General features: G+C 46.4%; 15 protein-coding genes and 1 pseudogene. 11 read left to right on the plus strand and 5 right to left on the minus strand.

Annotation, left to right across the window (positions count from 1 at the left end; translation table 11 throughout):
* The 11 genes and pseudogenes from ACZ5V1_RS01410 to ftsZ all read left to right on the plus strand — a co-directional run.
* Window positions 1-1,446, plus strand: a complete 1,446-nt coding sequence (locus ACZ5V1_RS01410; RefSeq protein ID WP_464390266.1) for a UDP-N-acetylmuramoyl-L-alanyl-D-glutamate--2,6-diaminopimelate ligase — start codon at window positions 1-3, stop codon at window positions 1,444-1,446.
* A complete protein-coding gene (locus ACZ5V1_RS01415; RefSeq protein WP_464390267.1) occupies window positions 1,446-2,888 on the plus strand; it encodes a UDP-N-acetylmuramoyl-tripeptide--D-alanyl-D-alanine ligase in 1,443 nt (480 codons plus the stop codon). Before ACZ5V1_RS01410 ends, ACZ5V1_RS01415 begins: the two co-directional genes overlap by 1 nt.
* Window positions 2,878-3,951, plus strand: a complete 1,074-nt coding sequence (gene mraY, locus ACZ5V1_RS01420; protein ID WP_464390268.1) for a phospho-N-acetylmuramoyl-pentapeptide-transferase — start codon at window positions 2,878-2,880, stop codon at window positions 3,949-3,951. Before ACZ5V1_RS01415 ends, mraY begins: the two co-directional genes overlap by 11 nt.
* Window positions 3,952-3,961: 10 nt before the next feature.
* On the plus strand, window positions 3,962-5,263 hold the full coding sequence (gene murD, locus ACZ5V1_RS01425) for a UDP-N-acetylmuramoyl-L-alanine--D-glutamate ligase (protein WP_464390269.1): 1,302 nt from the start codon (window positions 3,962-3,964) through the stop codon (window positions 5,261-5,263).
* A gap of 46 nt (window positions 5,264-5,309) precedes the next feature.
* A complete protein-coding gene (gene ftsW, locus ACZ5V1_RS01430) occupies window positions 5,310-6,440 on the plus strand; it encodes a putative lipid II flippase FtsW (protein WP_464390270.1) in 1,131 nt (376 codons plus the stop codon).
* Window positions 6,437-7,576, plus strand: a complete 1,140-nt coding sequence (murG, locus tag ACZ5V1_RS01435; RefSeq protein WP_464390271.1) for an undecaprenyldiphospho-muramoylpentapeptide beta-N-acetylglucosaminyltransferase — start codon at window positions 6,437-6,439, stop codon at window positions 7,574-7,576. The genes ftsW and murG overlap by 4 nt, the downstream gene beginning before the upstream one ends.
* Before the next feature lie 3 nt (window positions 7,577-7,579).
* Entirely contained in the window at window positions 7,580-8,947 is a 1,368-nt protein-coding gene (murC, locus tag ACZ5V1_RS01440) for a UDP-N-acetylmuramate--L-alanine ligase (protein ID WP_464390272.1), read from the plus strand.
* A complete protein-coding gene (murB, locus tag ACZ5V1_RS01445; RefSeq protein ID WP_464390273.1) occupies window positions 8,947-9,834 on the plus strand; it encodes a UDP-N-acetylmuramate dehydrogenase in 888 nt (295 codons plus the stop codon). The genes murC and murB overlap by 1 nt, the downstream gene beginning before the upstream one ends.
* A gap of 6 nt (window positions 9,835-9,840) precedes the next feature.
* Window positions 9,841-10,677: a cell division protein FtsQ/DivIB gene (locus ACZ5V1_RS01450; RefSeq protein ID WP_464390274.1), complete on the plus strand. Its 837-nt coding sequence runs from the start codon at window positions 9,841-9,843 to the stop codon at window positions 10,675-10,677.
* A 17-nt stretch (window positions 10,678-10,694) separates the two neighbouring features.
* On the plus strand, window positions 10,695-11,933 hold the full coding sequence (gene ftsA / locus ACZ5V1_RS01455) for a cell division protein FtsA (RefSeq protein ID WP_464390275.1): 1,239 nt from the start codon (window positions 10,695-10,697) through the stop codon (window positions 11,931-11,933).
* A gap of 69 nt (window positions 11,934-12,002) precedes the next feature.
* Window positions 12,003-12,954: pseudogene (gene ftsZ, locus ACZ5V1_RS01460) on the plus strand (cell division protein FtsZ); the annotation flags it as partial.
* Between the two features lie 879 nt (window positions 12,955-13,833).
* Here ftsZ and ACZ5V1_RS01465 read toward each other — a convergent pair.
* The 5 genes from ACZ5V1_RS01465 to ACZ5V1_RS01485 form a co-directional block, all read right to left on the minus strand.
* On the minus strand, window positions 13,834-14,259 hold the full coding sequence (locus tag ACZ5V1_RS01465) for a PaaI family thioesterase (protein WP_373793305.1): 426 nt from the start codon (window positions 14,257-14,259) through the stop codon (window positions 13,834-13,836).
* A 387-nt stretch (window positions 14,260-14,646) separates the two neighbouring features.
* Window positions 14,647-15,288, minus strand: coding sequence for a YrbL family protein (locus ACZ5V1_RS01470; RefSeq protein WP_464390276.1), 642 nt, complete (start codon window positions 15,286-15,288; stop codon window positions 14,647-14,649).
* 300 nt (window positions 15,289-15,588) lie between these two features.
* A complete protein-coding gene (locus ACZ5V1_RS01475) occupies window positions 15,589-16,440 on the minus strand; it encodes a zinc metalloprotease HtpX (RefSeq protein WP_464390277.1) in 852 nt (283 codons plus the stop codon).
* Window positions 16,441-16,607: 167 nt separating this feature from the next.
* Window positions 16,608-17,591: a 4Fe-4S binding protein gene (locus ACZ5V1_RS01480; protein WP_464390278.1), complete on the minus strand. Its 984-nt coding sequence runs from the start codon at window positions 17,589-17,591 to the stop codon at window positions 16,608-16,610.
* A gap of 749 nt (window positions 17,592-18,340) precedes the next feature.
* Window positions 18,341-18,988 (minus strand): phosphoribosylanthranilate isomerase, encoded by a 648-nt coding sequence (locus tag ACZ5V1_RS01485; protein WP_464390279.1) that lies wholly within the window; start codon window positions 18,986-18,988, stop codon window positions 18,341-18,343.
* Between the last annotated feature and the right edge of the window lie 15 nt (window positions 18,989-19,003).

The following is a 19,003-nucleotide window of genomic DNA, read 5'->3' on the forward strand; positions in this document are numbered from 1 at the left end:
ATGGCGCAGTCTATACCTATGGAACAGCTGGAGCAGCAAGTAGCAACTGGTTTGCTCACACTGCATATCGATTCCCGCAAAGTGACGCAGGGAGACGTGTTTATCGCGCTTCCAGGTGCCTCTTGTGACGGCGGGAAATTTATTGGAAGCGCCATCGAGAATGGTGCCGCATACATTGTGTGCCGCAAAGAAAATATTCCAACAGACCCTGCCGACGCAGTGTTTGTTATTACAGAAGATCCTAAAGAAACTCTCGGCAAATTAGCCTCTGCCCGATTCGGCACGGCTAATCTTAACCTGAAACTGGTGGGTGTTACCGGCACAAACGGTAAGACAACTGTCACCAGTATTCTTGAATATCTCTTTGCTCAGGCAGGACGCAAAACCGGTGTTATCGGTACTGTTGCGTATCGCTGGCCGGGTACTGAGATAGTTGCCAACATGACGACACCGGACTGTTTGAAATTACATTCCTTGCTTTCCCGCATGGAAGCTGCCGGTGTTGAAAATGCATTCATGGAAGTATCCTCTCATGCTCTAGATCAGAACCGATCAGCCGGAATTCATTTCTCCGGTGGTGTGCTCACAAACGTGACGCAGGATCATCTGGATTACCATGGTGATATGGAAACGTATTATGAAGCAAAGAAAAAGCTATTTACCACAGTTCCTGACGTCGCAAAACTTGGCGTTGTGAATCTGGATGACGATTACGGTAAGCGTTTATTACCGGAATTGACTAACGGTATCGGCTTTACGTTAACCGATCAAAAAATTGAAGGTTGCCGTATTCTGCGTGGTGATATTGTAGAATCTACCGTTGACGGTCTCAAACTCCATACCACTTTCGAAGGAAAGGAATGGACGATTGATTCACCGATGGTAGGCACACATAACGCTTCCAACCTGCTTGCAGCAATGGCTGTAGGGATTGGAATGGGGCTTACCCCCGCACAGATGCAAAGCCTTTCAGGATACAATGGGGTTTGCGGTCGTCTTGAGCGCATTCCGACCAGCAAAGGCATTTATGCTTTTGTAGACTATGCACATACTCCTGATGCGCTGGTAAACGTTCTTTCTGCTCTTCGTGAGACAGGATTTGAACGCATTATCACCGTGTTTGGCTGCGGTGGTGACCGTGACCGAACAAAGCGTCCGATTATGGGTGAGGCAGTAGCAAAAGGGACTGATGTCGCGGTTCTTACTTCTGATAACCCGCGTACAGAAAATCCCGATGCTATTCTCGATGATGTGAAGCCGGGTCTTGCTGATTGTAAAGAAGTGCACGTTGAAGTGGATCGTAAAAAAGCTCTCGAGCTTGCCGTATCCATTGCAAATCCTGGTGATTGTATCCTCGTAGCCGGTAAAGGCCACGAAGATTATCAGGTTATCGGCACAAAAAAAGTATCATTCAGCGATCAGGCAATTCTTAAGGAGTTGCTCTAGTGAAGTTAACGCTCGGTCAAATTCAGAGCGCAATGGGTGCTGTCGGATTTCTTGGTGACTCGGAAGATATGGCATTTGTTGGCGTACAGACTGATAGCCGCGTGCTGAAGCGCGGTGAGCTGTTCTTCTGTATTTCAGGCGAGCGGTTTGATGGTCATAACTTTGCTAAAGCGGCTTTAAAACGCGGTGCATGCGGCATAGTGGCAGAACGTCCTCCTTTCTCTATGGATGAGATGATGGAGATGGAATGTCACGAAGGCGGCGTACCACTTTTGATGGTGCAGGATTGTGTAGTGGCTCTTGGAAGACTGGCGGCATATCACCGCTTGCTGACTAAAGCTATTGTCACCGGTATTACTGGAACTGCGGGCAAAACAACTGTAAAGGAACTGCTTGCAGAAGTCCTTTCTGTCCGTGGTACCACAGCCAGAAACCATCTTAATTTGAATAATCAGATCGGATTGCCGGTGTCCATTCTTGGCGCAACCGGTGATGAAAAATATTGGGTTATGGAAGCAGGTATCAGCAAGCCGGACGACATGGACGAGCTTGGTGCCATTTTGCGACCTGACCTTGGTATTATTTTGAACGTGGGTGAAGGTCATACAGAAGGTCTGGGTGACAAGGGTGTAGCTCACTACAAGTCGCAGCTTTTGAAATATGTTCAGCCGGGTGGTGTAGGGCTTGTCTCTGCGGACTATCCTGACCTGACAGAAGCATGCACTAAAAAGTTTGATGAAATGCGGTATTTCAGCACTAAAGATCCTGAGTGTGCGTATTACGCAGAGTACAGTGGGGCTGTCTCAGACATTCAGGGGAAATATCGCGTTAACTTATGTGGCAAAGAGTTCGATGTAATTGCTCCTTTCAGGGGCGCGTTCGCAGCCGAAAATGTAATCGCAGTAGCTGCTGCCGCAGACATTATCGGACTTAAGTCTACAGAAATAATTCAGGGTTTCGCGCAGGCAACGTTACCGGAAAGACGGTTCAATTGTTCCCAGCGTGGTAACTGGCTTGTTATAGACGATTGTTACAATTCGAATCCGCTGTCTTGTGTCCGCGCGCTGGAAACAGCGTCTGAGCTGGCAGAAGATAAGCCGCTTGTTTTGGTATTGGGTGAGATGCTGGAACTGGGGGAGCAGGCTTACGAGGCACACAAAGATCTTGGCACAAAGATTACTGAATCTAATGCTGACGTTGTGTGCTGGATTGGCAAAAACAGCAATGCGGTGAAAGAAGGTCTTGATGAGACTGACTTTTCCGGGGAATTCCACTGCGTGGAAACGCCGCAGCAATTTCTTAACTTGTGCAAAACGCTAGGTGTAAACGACGGAGCCATTTTATTTAAAGGTTCCCGAGGTAATAAACTTGAGCGTTTTGTTTCTGTGTTCTGCGACAATTTCTGTCGTTGTAGAACAACGGGGATTACTGGTGCTTTATAATCTGCTTTACCCGCTCAGCTCTGATCTGAGCTTTTTGAATGTATTTAAATACATTTCATTTAGAACTGTTGGGGCGTTACTTACAGCCCTCATCCTTTCCATTGCCTTAGGTCCATATTTTATTAACTGGTTAAAAAAGGTCAAATGCGGACAGTACATTCAGTCTGAAGTAGCCTGTCATACCGGCAAAGCTGGTACGCCTACAATGGGCGGTATCTTGATCGCGTTTTCACTTATTATAAGTACCCTTTTATGGTGTGACTTAAGCAACCAGTATGTCTGGCTTACGTTGCTAGTATATGTAGGGTTTGCCCTTGTTGGTTTTATGGATGACTTTACAAAGTTACGCCGTAAAGAAAATCAGGGACTATCTGCCCGCTCCAAATTCTTAGGACAGATAGTTATTTCCGGACTCGCGTTGTTCCTGTTGGTTCAGCTTCCGGCATACTCTACTGAATTATATGTTCCGCTCTTTAAAAATGTGAGTCCAGATTTAGGGCTCTTCTATATTCCGTTTGCCATGGTCGTTATTCTCGGCTCATCAAACGGTGTGAACCTTACAGACGGTATGGATGGCCTTGCCATTGTTCCGGCTGTTGTCACCGCACTTGTGTACGGCGTGTTCGTATACATTGCCGGTCACGCTGCATTGTCACAATACTTACAAGTAGCAGCAGTGCCGGGTGTAGGCGAAATCACCGTGTTTTGCGGAGCGCTTGTCGGCGCAGGACTTGGCTTCCTGTGGTTCAATGCGTATCCGGCACAGGTGTTTATGGGTGATGTTGGTTCGCTTTCCATTGGTGGCACCCTTGGTTTTATTTCTGTGCTGTGCAAACAGGAACTGATGATGGTTATTGTCGGCGGCTTGTTTGTTGTGGAAACACTGTCTGTAATTTTACAGGTAGGTTCCTATAAGCTGCGTAAGAAACGAATATTCAAGATGGCACCTATCCATCACCACTTTGAAATAAGTGGTATTCCGGAATCTAAAGTCATTATCCGCTTCTGGATCATATCGATTCTACTCGGCGTAATGGCTCTCAGTGTTCTCAAACTGCGTTAAGGAGTTACTCGTGGAATATAGACCACAGGTAGTCACACCAGGGTGCAAAGCCGTAGTTGTCGGTACCGGCCGTTCAGGTCAGGCCGCTGCAAAGTTGCTGCATTCTCTTGGTGCCTCTGTACGCATTGTGAACATGAACGAGGAGTCTGTTCCGGAATCCTTCCGTAAAATTATAGCCGAATGCGGGTTCGAAACCGCATTCGGCCCTCATACTTCAGAACAGTTTACAGGCGCAGATATCGTAGTGCCAAGCCCGGGCGTTGCAATGCTCAAGCTTGCTTCGTTTATTCCTGAACAGGCCGTAGTGCTGGCTGAAATGGAACTCGCATGGTCATGCGTGCCTCATATTCCAGCTATTGCGGTTACAGGAACAAACGGAAAAACAACAACTGTACGTCTTTGCGATGCGATGCTTCGTGAAGCCGGAAAGCGTGTTTTTCTCGGTGGTAACATCGGGACACCGCTTAGTGAGTTTGTTTTGGAGCAGCAGGAAGCGGACGTTCTTGTACTGGAAGTTTCGAGCTTTCAGTTACAGACATGCCGCCATTTCCGTCCGACTGTCGGAGTGCTGCTTAACGTAACCGAAGATCATCTCGATTATCACAAAGATATGCAGGAATACACCGACGCCAAGTTGCAACTGTTCTCCAATATGGAACAGGGCGACAAAGCACTGCTGGGTGAAGAAGCGCAGAAGCTTGCTTCTGGTAGCAACAACGATGGATTGCAGCGTGCCGAGCAGCATGTGTTTTCTGATACTGGTAGATTTGTGAAGGCTTCTCTTCACGGTGTGCATAATCGCTTGAACATGGAAGCTGCTTTTGCAGCGACCAAACAGTTCGGTGTGACACTTGAAGATGCGCTTACAGCTGTTGAAGGTTTTTCTGCAGCACCGCATACATTGGAAACGGTTGCCAAAGGTCGTGGGATTGTTTTTGTTAATGATTCCAAAGCCACAACCGTTGATTCTGTCCGCGCGGCACTGGAAAGTTTTACAGAACCTGTTTTGCTTCTTGCTGGTGGTCATTACAAGGGCGGTGATTTGAGCTCTCTTGCAGATTTGTTGAAAAAGCATGTTCGTGCTGTTGCACTTTATGGTGACAGTCGTACCGCTTTTGAATCTGCATGGAATGGCGTTGTTGATCTTGAGTGGCATGAATCTATGGAAGAAGCCGCTCGATCACTAATGCACAAGGCGCATGAAGGTGACGTAATGTTGCTTTCACCTGCGACTTCAAGCTTTGACCAGTATGCAAACTACAAAGCACGCGGCGATGATTTTAGACGAATCGCCGGTGTGCTCAGCGAATAATTATAGATAATTGCCGGAGTATTTCGGCGAAGTGTGGAGTCATTGCATGGCTGATAAACGACAGGACACAACAATTTCAATGGACTGGATGCTTTTAATCGCAGTCCTATGTGTTCTTGCGTTCGGGCTGATAATGGTTCTGAGTTCCAGCGGCATTATGGCAGAGCGTAATTTTGGAAGTAAGTATCACTTTTTCCAAAGACAACTTATGTTTGCCGGTATTGGTCTTGTGGCCATGAGTATTTGTGCAATGCTGCCAAAACGCCTGATCTATCAACTGCATTATCCACTGCTTGGCATGTCAATATGTGCTTTGATTATTACACTTTCTCCGTTAGGGGTTAAGGTTAATGGTGCAAGTCGTTGGATCAGTGTTGGGCCGTTTTCGGTTCAACCGATGGAATTCGCGAAGATTTCTCTGGTGCTGTACCTTTCCTACTTTTTCAGCACCAAGCAGGAATTAGTCAAAACGTTTTCAAAAGGTGTTATCCCACCGTTTTTAATAACTGCATTTTTATGTGCCTTGTTGCTGATTCAGCCGGACTTCGGCGGTGCAGCAGTACTGGCAGCTTTGCTCTTTTTCATGTGCTGGTATGGCGGTACTCGTCCATTGTACCTCGGCGGTTCCGGATTGCTTGCTTTAGGCGCCGGTTCTCTGTTGATTGTGCAATCTCCGTATCGCTATAGACGCTTGCTGGCATTTCTTGATCCGTTCAAGGATGCAGACAGCATCAGTTATCAGCTCGTGCAATCGCTTTATGCTTTCGGTTCAGGAGGCTTTAGCGGACAAGGGCTTGGAGCAGGAAAGCAAAAGTTGTTCTATCTGCCGGAAGCCCACAACGACTTTATTATGGCCGTTGTAGGTGAGGAACTCGGATTTTTGGGCATGTCCCTCTTTTTCGTGTTGATGGGAATGGTGCTCTTCAGAGCATTTACCATTTCCTACAAGCAGACCGAACTGCGGGATAAGTTTATCACTTTTGGACTGGCTCTTATTATCTCCCTTGGTGCTGTGTTGAACCTCGCAGTTGTTATGGGTGCTGCTCCTCCAAAAGGAATCGCCATGCCCTTTATGAGCTACGGCGGCAGTAACCTTATCGCAATGTTGCTCTGCACTGGTCTCTTACTGAATTTTTCCCGTTCCCAAGAAGAGCGCGAGAGTAGAGGTAGAAAATGAAACGAGTAGTATTAACCACAGGTGGCACAGGCGGGCATGTTTTTCCTGCTTTGGCTGTTGCCGAAGAGATTAGAAGACGTTTTCCAGAGGCCGAGTTTCTCTTTATCGGGGGACAGTACGGTCCGGAACGTCAGATGGTAGAAAAAGCAGGTATCCCTTTTGTGGCTCTTCCTGTTCGCGGTGTACTCGGTCGCGGGGTAAAAGCCATCGGCGCTTTTGTTGGACTTGGCATTTCAGCCCTTAAGTCCATGCGCATTATTCGAAAATTCAATCCGGATGTTGTAATCGGTTTTGGTGGCTATGCTGCTGTTGCCGGTTGCGTTGGCGGCAAATTATGCGGCGTTCCGGTTGCAATTCACGAACAGAACTCTGTTCCCGGCTTAACTAACAGATTGCTGAGTAAAGTTGCCAAGCGCATTTTTATCTCACTGCCGGATGAACAGGAATTTTTTGAACCGGACTACACAGTCCTGACAGGTAATCCTGTCCGTGCAGCCATTGCGGATATCCGTAATGCTTCTAAAACATTGGACGCTGCTGCACCGTCTGTTTTTGTTTGCGGTGGCAGCCTTGGTGCTAAAGCTGTAAACAGTGCAGTTGTCGATATGTTACCGACATTGAAAAAACTTGGCTGCACAGTCCATCATCAAACAGGCAAGACTGATTTTGAACGAATTCAGGCTGCGTATGCTGAAGCACGGATGGATCAATACATTGTTGAACCGTTTGTAGATGACATGGCGGCGGCGTATACCGCAGCTGACTTGGTTATTTGCCGCGCAGGTGCAACGACAATTGCAGAATTGACAGTTGCCGGTAAGCCGGCGCTCTATATTCCGTATCCTCATGCAACGCATAATCACCAAGTGCATAATGCCCGCTATTTGGAAACAAAGGGTGCAGCTGTGGTGGTGGAAGAACGTGAGCTTGACCAAAAAGATATGAATTCCATCGTGACTGAATTACTGACAAGCGACGAAAAGCTTCAGTCTATGAGTGTGGCAGCCAAAAAACTTGGTAGACCGGAGGCCGCAGCAAGTGTTGTGAGCTGTATACTGGATCTGCTGCCCAAATCTTCTCTTGAATCTCTGGTTCACCCTTATAATGAACCGGAAAAAAATGAATCAACGGATTAGAATATGATTTCTAAAATTAAAAATATCCACATGGTCGGCATTGGTGGCTCAGGAATGAGCGGCATTGCTGAAGTATTATTGAACCTAGACTTTAACGTAACTGGTTCTGATGTATCTAATGGTGCCCCTGTTCAGCGACTTCGCGGACTTGGCGCAAATGTGAACATCGGTCATTCAGAAGCCAATATTACAGACGCACAGGTTGTTGTGCGTTCCACGGCAATCTCTGCCGATAATCCGGAAATTGTAGCAGCAGCCCGAATGGGCATTCCGATTATCCCGCGTGCAGAAATGCTTGCAGAGCTTATGCGTCTTCGTCTTGGTATTGCGATTGCCGGTACTCATGGTAAAACCACCACCACCTCGCTGACTGCAGCTATTTTTGACGAAGCAAATACGGACCCGACAGTTATTATAGGTGGTCGGCTTAACGCGTATGGTGCAAATGCACGTCTTGGTGCCGGTGAGTTCTTGATTGCAGAAGCAGATGAGTCTGATGGTTCATTCCTGTGCTTGTTCCCGATCATCACTGTTGTTACCAACGTTGATTGTGATCATCTTGATTTCTATTCCGGACAGGAAGAAATCGATGCAGCGTTTGTTCAGTTTATGAATAGTGTTCCATTTTATGGCGCAAACGTTGTGTGCGGTGATGACAAAGGCGTACAGCGTCTTCTCCCGCAGATTAAGCGCCGCGTGATCACTTACGGTTTTGAAGAAGGAAACGATATTCGCGCTATTGAAAAGTCATGCGGCGAAAAATCTGAGTTCACCGTTGTTTTTGACGGAAAAGAACTTGGCGATGTTCTGCTTTCACAGCCGGGACGTCATAATATTTTAAATGCCCTTGGTGCAATCGGCGTTGCTATTGAATCCGGCATCTCTCCGGAAAAATGTCTCTCCGGCCTTACCGGTTTCAACGGCGTTGGTCGTCGCTTTGAGCGTAAAGGTGAGCGCAATGGCGTTCTCGTTATTGATGATTACGGTCATCACCCTGTAGAAGTAGCAGCTACAATTCGTACAGCGCGTCAATGCTTCCCTGATCGCAGGCTTGTTGTGGCATTCCAGCCGCATCGTTTCAGCCGCACTCAGGCATTGTTCGGCCAGTTCTGCACCGCATTCGAAGGTGTGGACAAGCTGTTGCTTACAGAAATTTATCCAGCATCCGAGTCTCCGATTCCAGGCATTAACGGTGAATCGTTGGCACACGGCATTCGTCAGGCATCTTCAACTAAAGTGGAATACTGCGAAGATTTTGAAGCAGTTTCTGCAAAGTTGCCTGAGGAATTACAGAACGGCGATGTTTTCATTACATTGGGCGCGGGCAATATCTGGACTGTTGGTCAGGGATATTTGGATGGAGCTAACTAATGGCGATTACTGTTCATCAGACTTTTTCTTTCAGTAAGCGTACGACACTTCGCATGGGCGGCAGCGCCATTGCGGAAGTGGTGTTGACGCACGCTGATGACTGTGAACAGTTGCCGGATATTCTACATTCTTTGGGCGGAGAGCCCCTTGTTATTGGACGCGGAAGCAATTTGCTTGCGAAAGATGGCGAGCTGCCAGTAGTGATTGTTAATCCTGCTGTTACCACTGATCCGGTTTGCATTGATGAAACCGATGATACTGTCACTGTACATGTCGGGGCGGGCTACCGCCTGCCCCGTTTTTTAAATTGGTGCGCAAATCATGGGTATGCAGGGCTGGAAGGATTGGCCGGAGTACCCGGAACTGTGGGCGGAGCAGTGGCAATGAATGCCGGATCTTACGGTTGTGAGGTTGTAGACTGTTTAGAGTTTGTAGAAGTTTTCATAAAAAAAATTGGTACTGCAGTGTTCAAAAAAACAGATGTAGTATTACAGTATAGACATTTTTCTATTCCGACTGTAAATGAGCAGCCCGTTATTTTGAGTAGCGCCTTCAAGCTATATAAAAGCGATTCTCAAAAAATAAGAAAAGTTATCGATGATAATCTAATAAGAAAAAAAGCTACTCAGCCCGTTTCTGCACACAGCGCAGGGTGTGTTTTTAAGAATCCTGCGGAAGGCATTAGTGCCGGTATGCTTCTCGATAGGTCTGGATTTAAAGGAAAAATTTATGGTGGTGTTGCTTTCTCACCACTGCATGCAAATTTTCTTATCAACATTAATAACGGCACAAGCAAAGAAGCATTCGAGTTGTTGCATATGGCGCAACAAACTGTTTTGGCCGATTCTGGGTATTCATTAGAGCTCGAAGTAAAAGTAATTGGGTAACGCACTATGGCTGCAAGAAGGCAAAAAAAAGCTCCTTATTCTTTAGTGAAGAAAAGCTATAGACGTCTGCTTTCCGATTTTATCCATGCAAAAGGTACTTCTTTGTTGCTTTCTTGGGCGATAACCCTCTTTACTGGATCGACATTTATTGTCATAATAAGTATCGGACTGTTATTCAGTTATCGTTCCATTACAAACAGTACTTTTTTTGCGGTGCAGAAAATTCAGATTTCTGGAAATGTTCGTTTGGAACAAGAAGACGTTTTGAATCTAGCTCACCTTAAAAATGGTGAGAACAGTCTAGCAGTAAATATTTCCGATATAGAGTACAAACTGCTTCGCAGCCCTTGGGTTGAAAACGTATCAGTTAAGCGTCAGTTACCGGGTAATCTTGCGATCACTATTGAAGAGCGCAAACCAAGGTACTGGATGCGGCAAGATAATCGTATTGTGTATGCAGATGAAAAAGGAAACCCCATTGACTACGTAGGCACGTATAAATTTGCCTCCCTTCCTTTTTTATCTGTAGAAGCCGGCACAGAGCATCTATTGCAGCGTTTGCCACAATTGGTGGCAGAACTGGATTCTTCTAGACTTCCAGTTTCATCACAAAAGGCTGCATGGATTAAACTGAGTTTGAGCGGTGGCATTACGATGTTTCTGGAGTCAGAAAATATTCTGCTGAGTATTGGCGTAGAAAACTGGTCTTCAAACGTGCGTCATTTGGTCGCCACCATTGACGACCTGAAACGACGTAGCGAATTTGCAAATGTTCGCAGCATCAAGGCGGAAGATAAAAACGTCTGGGTGAATACTGGGATTACGTCCAAACCGGCAAGCTAGATAAAGAGGAGTGTTGCATGTCTAAGTCCGACCTCATTGTGGGCCTTGATATTGGAACGACAAAAATTTGTGCCGTAGTCGGAGAACCTTCTCCGGGCGGGGTCGATATTGTGGGCATTGGAACCGCTCCATCCACTGGTTTGCGTAAAGGCGTGGTGGTAAATATCGAGCAGACCGTACAGTCAATTAAGAAGGCTTTGGAAGAAGCTGAATTAATGGCGGGGTGCGAAATTGCTTCAGTATATACCGGTATTGCCGGCAGCCATATAAAAGGCTTCAACAGCCATGGTGTGATTGCTGTAAAAGGCGGCGAAGTTTGTAGCCGTGACGTTGAGCGAGTGATGGATGCAGCAAAAGCTGTAGCTATTCCACTTGACCGCGAAGTAATTCACACATTGCCACAAGAATTTATTGTTGATGATCAGCACGGGATTGCTGATCCGCTCGGCATGGCGGGCGTTCGCCTGGAAGTTCGGGTACATATCGTAACAGGGGCAGTGACAAGCGCTCAAAATATTGTTCGTTCTTGTCATAGAAGCGGCCTTGATGTTTCCGATATAGTTCTCGAAGCTTGGGCGTCCTCAAAAGCTGTACTTACCGCAGAAGAAAATGAAATTGGTGTTGCACTCGTAGATATTGGTGGCGGAACTACCGATATTGCCGTATTTGCAGATGATTCTGTTAAACATACAGCGGTTATACCGCTTGGTGGACAGAATCTTACCAACGATATTGCTTTTGGTTTGCGTACTCCAATGGTGAGTGCGGAAAAAATTAAGATGAAGTACGGCTGTGCACTGGCTGAAATAGTGCAAGGTGATGAAGTTATCGAAGTGCCAAGCGTTGGCGGTAGAGAACCGAGAAAGCTCTCTCGTCAGGTTTTGGCAGAAATTTGTGAACCGCGCATGGAAGAGATTCTTACTCTCGTTGATCAAGAGCTAATACGGTCCGGGTTTAAGAATCTTATTGGTGCGGGCATTGTTCTTACAGGCGGCACTTCACTTATTGAAGGTTGCCAGGAACTTGGTGAGCAAATTTTTGGACTACCAACCCGAATCGGTTACCCGCGCGGTGTGGGTGGTCTGAAGGATGTCGTTAACAGTCCTAAGTTCGCAACAGCAGTTGGACTGCTTAACTACGGATCTGAAAAAGAAGATTTCGATATACACTTTAGTAGCAGCAGTCCAAAGCGTGAAAGCTCTACATTCAATAAAGTGCTAACGACAATGAAAAAATGGTTTACAGATGTCTCTTAGACGCTCCTGTAACTAATAATACGTTAATGGGTCTACAAGTAACCTAGGTATTGGCAAAAGGAGAGGCGTATGGAATTTCATGAAATTGAAAACGACAGCCAAGCGAAGATTAAGGTTGTCGGGGTTGGTGGCGGCGGAGGCAATGCCGTCAACAACATGATAAGCTCCGTACTAAAGGGTGTTACGTTTATTACTGCAAACACTGATGTACAGGCGCTTAACAATTCTCAGGCAGAAATTAAAATTCAACTTGGTGATAAGCTCACAAAAGGTTTAGGTGCAGGCGCGAATCCTGCAGTTGGCCGTGAAGCTGCACAGGAATCTATTGACCAAATTCGTAACGCCATCGGCGAAGCGGATATGGTTTTTGTTACCGCAGGCATGGGTGGCGGCACCGGTACTGGTGCAGCACCAGTTATTGCTCAGGTAGCAAAAGAGATGGGCGCTCTGACTGTTGGTGTAGTAACCAAGCCTTTCTTCTTTGAAGGCAAAAAGCGTCAGGAAGCTGCGGATGCTGGTATAGAGGCATTCCGTGAGCACGTAGATTCTCTCATCACCATCCCTAACGATCGTCTGCTTTCTTTGGCTTCCAAAAAAGCAACTTTCGTAGAAATGCTTAAAAAAGCTGATGAAGTTTTATACTTCGCAGTTAAAGGTATTTCCGACCTCATTATGGTTCCGGGTCTTATCAACCTTGACTTTGCTGACGTAAAAGCAGTCATGGGCGAATCCGGTCTTGCTATGATGGGTTCCGGCAGTTCTATTGGTGAAGGCCGTGCTCGCGAAGCCGCGATGAAGGCAATCACCAGTCCACTGCTTGAAGATGTATCTATTGACGGAGCTCGTGGTGTTCTGATGAACATTACTTGTGGTCCGGATCTTACTATTGATGAAGTTAGTGAAGCAGCTGGCGCAATTCAGGAAGCAGCACACGACGATGCACGTATCTTCTTTGGTACTGTATTCGACGATACTGTTGGTGATGAAATGCGTATTACAGTTATTGCTACCGGCATTGATACTATGGACACTGGAACACAGGGAAACGGATCAGGCGTTGCGATTAACAGCAATGGTGCGCGCAGCGTAACGTCTCTATCATCCGCCCGTGCAAGTGCACCACGTGCTGAAGCTGCCCCTGCTCCGCAGACACAGGCATACCAAGCTCCTCAGTCTCAGTCATATCAGGCTCCGCAGGCTCAGCCTGTTCAGGCAGCTCCGGTACAGGCTCCTCAGACACAGCAGGTATATGCTGCTCCGTCTGCACAGCCTACTCCGCAGCCACAGCAAGCTCAGCCAGTACAACCTGTACAGCCTGCTGCAGTGCAGCCGGTTCAGCCAGCTCAGGTAGCGCCCGTACAGCCCGTACAGCCGGTTCAGCATGCTCAGCCAACTCAAGCTGCTCCGCAGCCAGTTAGAGAGCCACAGTCTGTATCTACTCCTCGTGTAGAGCCAAAGATGGATATTACCCATCCAGAGCCAGCACGTGAAGGTTACGACTTTAAAGCTGATGACACTAACGTGCCAACGTACATTCGCCGTAGTGCTCAAGCAGCACAGCGCGCCCAAAAAGTACGTCACGCTCACGAACCTGGAAAAGACACTTTTGTTTTCGAAGAAGATTTCGAAATCCCGTCTTTTATTCGTAAGCAGGCCGACTAGAAAAATTAAGCACACTGTTGTGTGCTGCGAAATCTTATAGACAGATTCGTTCTGTTCAAAGCGTACCGTTCGGGGGAAGGGGCGTTCTGTAAGGTTTTGCATGAAGATAGTAGACCCTGTCTCTGAGCAGTACTCACGCCTCTCTGCTTAGAAACAGTTTAAAAACGCTGTTCAGTTAATCTGAACAGCGTTTTTTGTATGTGCTATATATCGCATCTAATTGGGTGTAAGTAGTTCGCTATTTCTTGCGTTTTATATGAAAAACAGCGCGTCCTTCCGCCTGAACTGTGTCTGGAGTTGAAGCACTGTAGAGTCGGACATGTACATTCGCAATTGAGTTTCCAAGCATTCGCACTTCGCCTTCTCCTATCAAATCTTCCAGCATTGCAGGGCGTTGGTAGTCTACACGCAGGTCAATAGTTGCGGTCTTATCTTCTGGGCCAAGGTGTGTCCACAAAGTAGATGCCGCAACAATATCAACAAACATGGAGGATATACCCCCATGTAATATTCCACGCTCCATGTTCCCGCCAAACTCTTCCTTGTACGGAAGGCGTAGCTTAATGAAGCCGGGCTTAGCATCAATTACTTGGATGTTAAGGAATCGGTGAAAGGGGCTGCCGGATTCAATAAAGTCGATAAGTTCGTGGTGAATGTCTTTCATGCAAGTAGTGTATGTAGAAACGGCATTGTCTGCAATTGTCTAGATTATGATAGGTGGATTGAAAGTGAGGCAGGCGCGAAGCGTTTTGGTGCCTTCGGCGAGGGGCTTTGCCCTCCACCCACGAGGGGGACGCCCCCTCGACCGCGAATTTGTATCGTTTAACTATGTGGTAAGCAGTTTTCGCAATAAGCAATGTTCATATGGCTCGATGTAGTAGCTTGATGAATCCTAACTATAAAGTTTGCATATAAAAAAAGCTCAGAACTATTGGTAAGTTCTGAGCTTTTGCTTTTGTATAGGAACGGGAAGTTAGTATCGTAGGGTGATTTATTACTGTGATGTTTTTGTTATCACCAAACTTTCATGTGTTAGAGAACGGCGAACGAGCTATTCAGTACAGTTGAGTTTAGAAACGGTTGTCCAATCTTGAACTTGTGCTTCTCTGTAGAGGCGCTGAAAGTTACGAGTGACTTTGAGGCGTGTGAAGTACGGAATATAAAGATTAATTTGACTACGGTAGATACGACGGTTTTTCTGAAAATCGATAAGTACCGGAGTATGGTCATCTTTCACAAGCACATTTCTGCGTGCAACGCCAAAGTGATCAAGGGAATGTTTAAGAAACACATCACGCCTAAGTTGCTCTAATTTGCAGAAGAAAGCATCAGGAAGTGGAGTGCTCTTGTAGTGATCAAGGCTTGGCGCAGTGGAACCGTCGGTAGTCATGACGCGCTCCATAACTAACCCTCGAACGCCGATGGAGGTCATTTGCATACCTTCCATGCGTACAAAGTGTTTTTTGAGTGTGTCAGGCACGCAATTAATAATCTTCTGATAGTTAGCGTATTCAAATTCAAGCATGTTATCGATGCCGTATTTTTTTTTCGCCACTAGATTAGGATCAGGTTTTTCACCTTGATATTTGCGGTGTGGTGCAAGCACCTTAACACACATGTTAGGTGCATCTTTAACAACATAAATGTTGCTCCAGCCGCCGACAGAAGAAATTAATTCACCAAGTTCAATCATAAATGCTCTCTACAGTCTCTTTTATTAATCGTAAATTAGAGTCGGGTTGTAGCCCCTTGCGAAACTCTTAGCAAGCATCTCCTGATTCTCGTTTCTAACATCGTATAGCTAAGCAAGTGTGGTTAACATTTAGCTAATATTTCAAAATAAGTCGTTTCTCAAAAAACGCAGTTGAGAGGGCGTCCCTCTCGCGGGTGCAGGGCAGAGCCCTTGCCCCTCGGAGAGTCGTCGAAGACAAACACGCTGGCTATTACCACAACTTAGCAGCATAAAAAAAGCCCCGCAATGCGGGGCTGGTGATTACCTGTGTGCCATTTGGCGAAGTCTGCTTACGCGTTCTTCAATTGGCGGGTGTGTGCTAAATAATTTAGCCATGTTTGCGCCTGCAAAAGGATTAACAATAAACATGTGAGCGGTTGCCTGATTACCATGTTGCATCGGCACGCGCTGCGAATAGCCATTAAGCTTTTCCAATGCGGATGCAAGATAGAGCGGGTTACCAGCAAGACGTGCTCCTGTGTCATCTGCGAGATATTCGCGAGAACGGGAGATTGCAAACTGGATAAGGCTGGCTGCGACTGGTGCGACAAACGCAAGCAGCAGCGCTGCAAACGGATTTGAACCTTCTTCATCGTCACCACTTGCAAATCCGAAGATTGCGGCAAACTGCATGAAGTTAGCGATACTGACGATGGCGGTAGCCATTACACCAGCAATGGACTGGATCAGGATATCGCGGTTGGTAATGTGGCCAATCTCGTGTGCCAGAACACCCTTAAGCTCTTCAGTAGAAAGAAGCTGCATGATGCCTTGAGTAACGGCTACAACACCGTGTTCAGGGTCACGACCTGTAGCAAACGCGTTTGGTGCCTGTTCGGGAATGACACAGATACGCGGCTTTGGGATACCAGCTTTATGTGCTAGTTCGTCTACGATTTGATGCAGCATTGGTGCGTCGTGCGGGCCTACTTCTTGTGCGCCGTACATACGAAGAACAATTTTATCTGAATACCAGTAGCTACCAACGTTCATGAAAAGTGCCAGAGCAAAAGCGATTATGATTCCGCCTTTACCGCCAAGTACACCGCCCAAAAAGATAATAATACCGGAGAGTAGGGCAAGTAACATCATTGTTTTTAAGTTGCTTGTCATTGTTCTCGAGTCTCCTTACGAAAATGATCAATGGCCTGAATGAATATGAATAAATTTCTTTATCTGGAATGTATAAGACGTGCCAGAAAAAAGGCAACCTTTCGAATGGAAAAGGTTGCCTAACATGCTTAAATTGTTTCTTCTCTTAATCTAATAAGAGGAGGGTGTTATTTGTTGAAGATCATCATATGGAATTTGCGGATAAGCTCGGGCGTGGCATCTGAGTACCAGTGACCTGTGAGTACGGCGATTCCATAGAATGTTAACAGAATGGCGAGACACCCGACGGCAATGGTCGCGAAGGGAACTTTTTTGTTGAATGTGCGAACCGTGAGGCAATCGTTAACTGGGCATACTCCTATGCACTCTGCACAACCAACACATTCTGGAGAATGCACTGCCTTGCGCTCATCAACATGGATAGCTGCGGGACATATTTTTCTACATTTACCGCAGGAGATACAAGTGTCAGCATCTCGTGTGATTGCTGTCGGACTGAATGTTGAACAGATCCCTAGCAGGGCGCCGTATGGGCAGAGGAATCGACACCAGAAATTACGGATAAAAAGTGAGACAATGGCGAGAACGGCAATGACAATAAGTGTTGTTGCAGACGGGGCAAGGAAAAATGCCAGCATTTTGGAATCAGCAACATAGTTGTACGGAAGAGTCAGAAAGCTGCTAATCTGGCGAGTGCTCATATTAATGACAATGAAATAAGCAAATCCGCCGAGGATAATGTATTTGGGGATAGATAGAATGCGCGCTGCTTTTAGAGGCAATTCTTTTTGTAATTTTAATTTACGACCAAGTTGTTCTGTAAGGTTGGAAATGAGACCTACAGGACAAATGTATCCGCAGAAACTTTTCCGGAAAAGAAGCGCCATCCAGATGAAGGCAAAGAAAAGCGTTAGTCCGGCAGGGTGAACCATGTCCCACTTGTTCGTGAGAATGAACTGTTTTGCTGCCATGAGTGCGCTGATAGGAAGGAATGCTTCAACAGAAGGCGGCTTTGGGACGAATGCAGATGATTGTCCTGTTGCCCATATGAAATGCTGAAAGAGGCGGTAGCCAATAAAGAGACAGAAAAAGAGAAAAAGATACTGAATAACGCGCCGTAGGATATGGGGCGTTACAATTTTTTGAGACATCGTCTACAACCTCGTCTACTTTTGGTGAAAAAACAGTAATTCTGGGGAAAGAGTACATCTGTAATGCTTTAGTCATCTGTCGGTTAGCTGACAGATGTTTTTTATATGGAGGGCTTTGGCGCCTGTGGTGATGCCTCCGGCGGGCAGGCTTTGCCTTGCATCCACAAGGGGCACTGTCCCCTTGACCCCGATTAGGTTTGATCTTTTTATGTCGGGAAAATTAGTTGGTTGGGCTATTAAACCCGCGCTCGACATAATAAAAGATTTTTTCCGTAAATTTTGAAGGTGTGTAGTAGCGACTACTACACTTAGTATTAATGCCTTGTGATGGAAAAAATTATTTTTTTACCCTATTATGCAAAATTCTTATTTGCAGAGTTAGGTGGATTGCTCGCAAAATATTTTCTCATACTATGCTAACTTCTACGTGCTTGCTGTGATGTAGACCACAAAAAAGGACATGAACTGCATGAGTTCATGTCCTAAAATAGACCGGTATTCCGGTCAACCAGTACCCACACGGTACGTGGTTGCGGCTATTAGCTAGTTTTTTTGATGAAGTATAATGCACCAAATACTGCTGCCATTCCGAGAAAAAAGAAAATAAAGTCCATTCTGTCACTCCTTGTCTGTTGAGCCTGCCAGCTCTTGAAATTTCTTAGCCCACGCAGGATACATACTGTAAATCAATGAGATTCACAAGAAGATAGAACTGGCAGAAGCGCTGTAATTCCTTGGGGGAGAAGCGGTTAGACCGTGATTTCTGCGAACGCTTTAGCTGATTCTTCAGCAAATTTGCATACGAAAGCTTGGCTTTTCCTACCTGTAGAGTCTTCTACACCAGTATGCGCATCAACTCCTGCCGGTTTTACAAAGCGGATAGCGTCCGCAACATTTTCAGCAGTTAAGCCGCCTGCCAGAATAACAGGGTGCGGTGACTGTTGAACGAGCAGGGCAGAAATATTCCAGTCGTGCGTTAAGCCAGTAGCACCGTCTGCTCCGGTTTTTGGATTGTGCGTGTCAGTAATATATGCATCAACATACGGGGCAGTCTCGGCAACAGCTTGTAACAGGGCTTCTTTGTTGCTTCCATCTGCCTCTACCACCAGCGATTTGATGACATAGAGATTCGGTGCAATAGCGGCTAACTTTTGCAACTCCTTCAGATCAATGTGTCCGTGGAGTTGTACATGGGTAACGTCCAGTTCTTTGCAGAATTGGGCAATGTCTTTTGCTTTAGCTAGATAAGTTATGCATACGGGAAGAATTTGTGCACGAGTCATCTGGATGATAGTGCGTGCCTCATCCTCAGTAATGTCTTCTTTATTAACCGGTAAACGTAAAGGCAGCCCCACACAGTGCACGCCACAATCAGCAAGCATGTGTGTTTCCTGCACGTCGTGGACTCCTGC

The sequence above is a fragment of the Halodesulfovibrio oceani subsp. galateae genome (genome assembly GCF_055397225.1).

Excerpts from the sequence above, each read along its gene's own strand:
- ftsA (WP_464390275.1), top strand. The coding sequence starts at position 10,695 with ATGTCTAAGTCCGACCTCATTGTGGGCCTTGATATTGGAACGACAAAA.
- ACZ5V1_RS01465 (WP_373793305.1), bottom strand. The coding sequence starts at position 14,259 with ATGAAAGACATTCACCACGAACTTATCGACTTTATTGAATCCGGCAGC.
- murG (WP_464390271.1), top strand. The coding sequence starts at position 6,437 with ATGAAACGAGTAGTATTAACCACAGGTGGCACAGGCGGGCATGTTTTT.
- ACZ5V1_RS01475 (WP_464390277.1), bottom strand. The coding sequence starts at position 16,440 with ATGACAAGCAACTTAAAAACAATGATGTTACTTGCCCTACTCTCCGGT.
- ACZ5V1_RS01450 (WP_464390274.1), top strand. The coding sequence starts at position 9,841 with ATGGCTGCAAGAAGGCAAAAAAAAGCTCCTTATTCTTTAGTGAAGAAA.
- ACZ5V1_RS01470 (WP_464390276.1), bottom strand. The coding sequence starts at position 15,288 with ATGATTGAACTTGGTGAATTAATTTCTTCTGTCGGCGGCTGGAGCAAC.
- ACZ5V1_RS01410 (WP_464390266.1), top strand. The coding sequence starts at position 1 with ATGGCGCAGTCTATACCTATGGAACAGCTGGAGCAGCAAGTAGCAACT.
- ftsW (WP_464390270.1), top strand. The coding sequence starts at position 5,310 with ATGGCTGATAAACGACAGGACACAACAATTTCAATGGACTGGATGCTT.
- murC (WP_464390272.1), top strand. The coding sequence starts at position 7,580 with ATGATTTCTAAAATTAAAAATATCCACATGGTCGGCATTGGTGGCTCA.
- murB (WP_464390273.1), top strand. The coding sequence starts at position 8,947 with ATGGCGATTACTGTTCATCAGACTTTTTCTTTCAGTAAGCGTACGACA.
- ACZ5V1_RS01480 (WP_464390278.1), bottom strand. The coding sequence starts at position 17,591 with ATGTCTCAAAAAATTGTAACGCCCCATATCCTACGGCGCGTTATTCAG.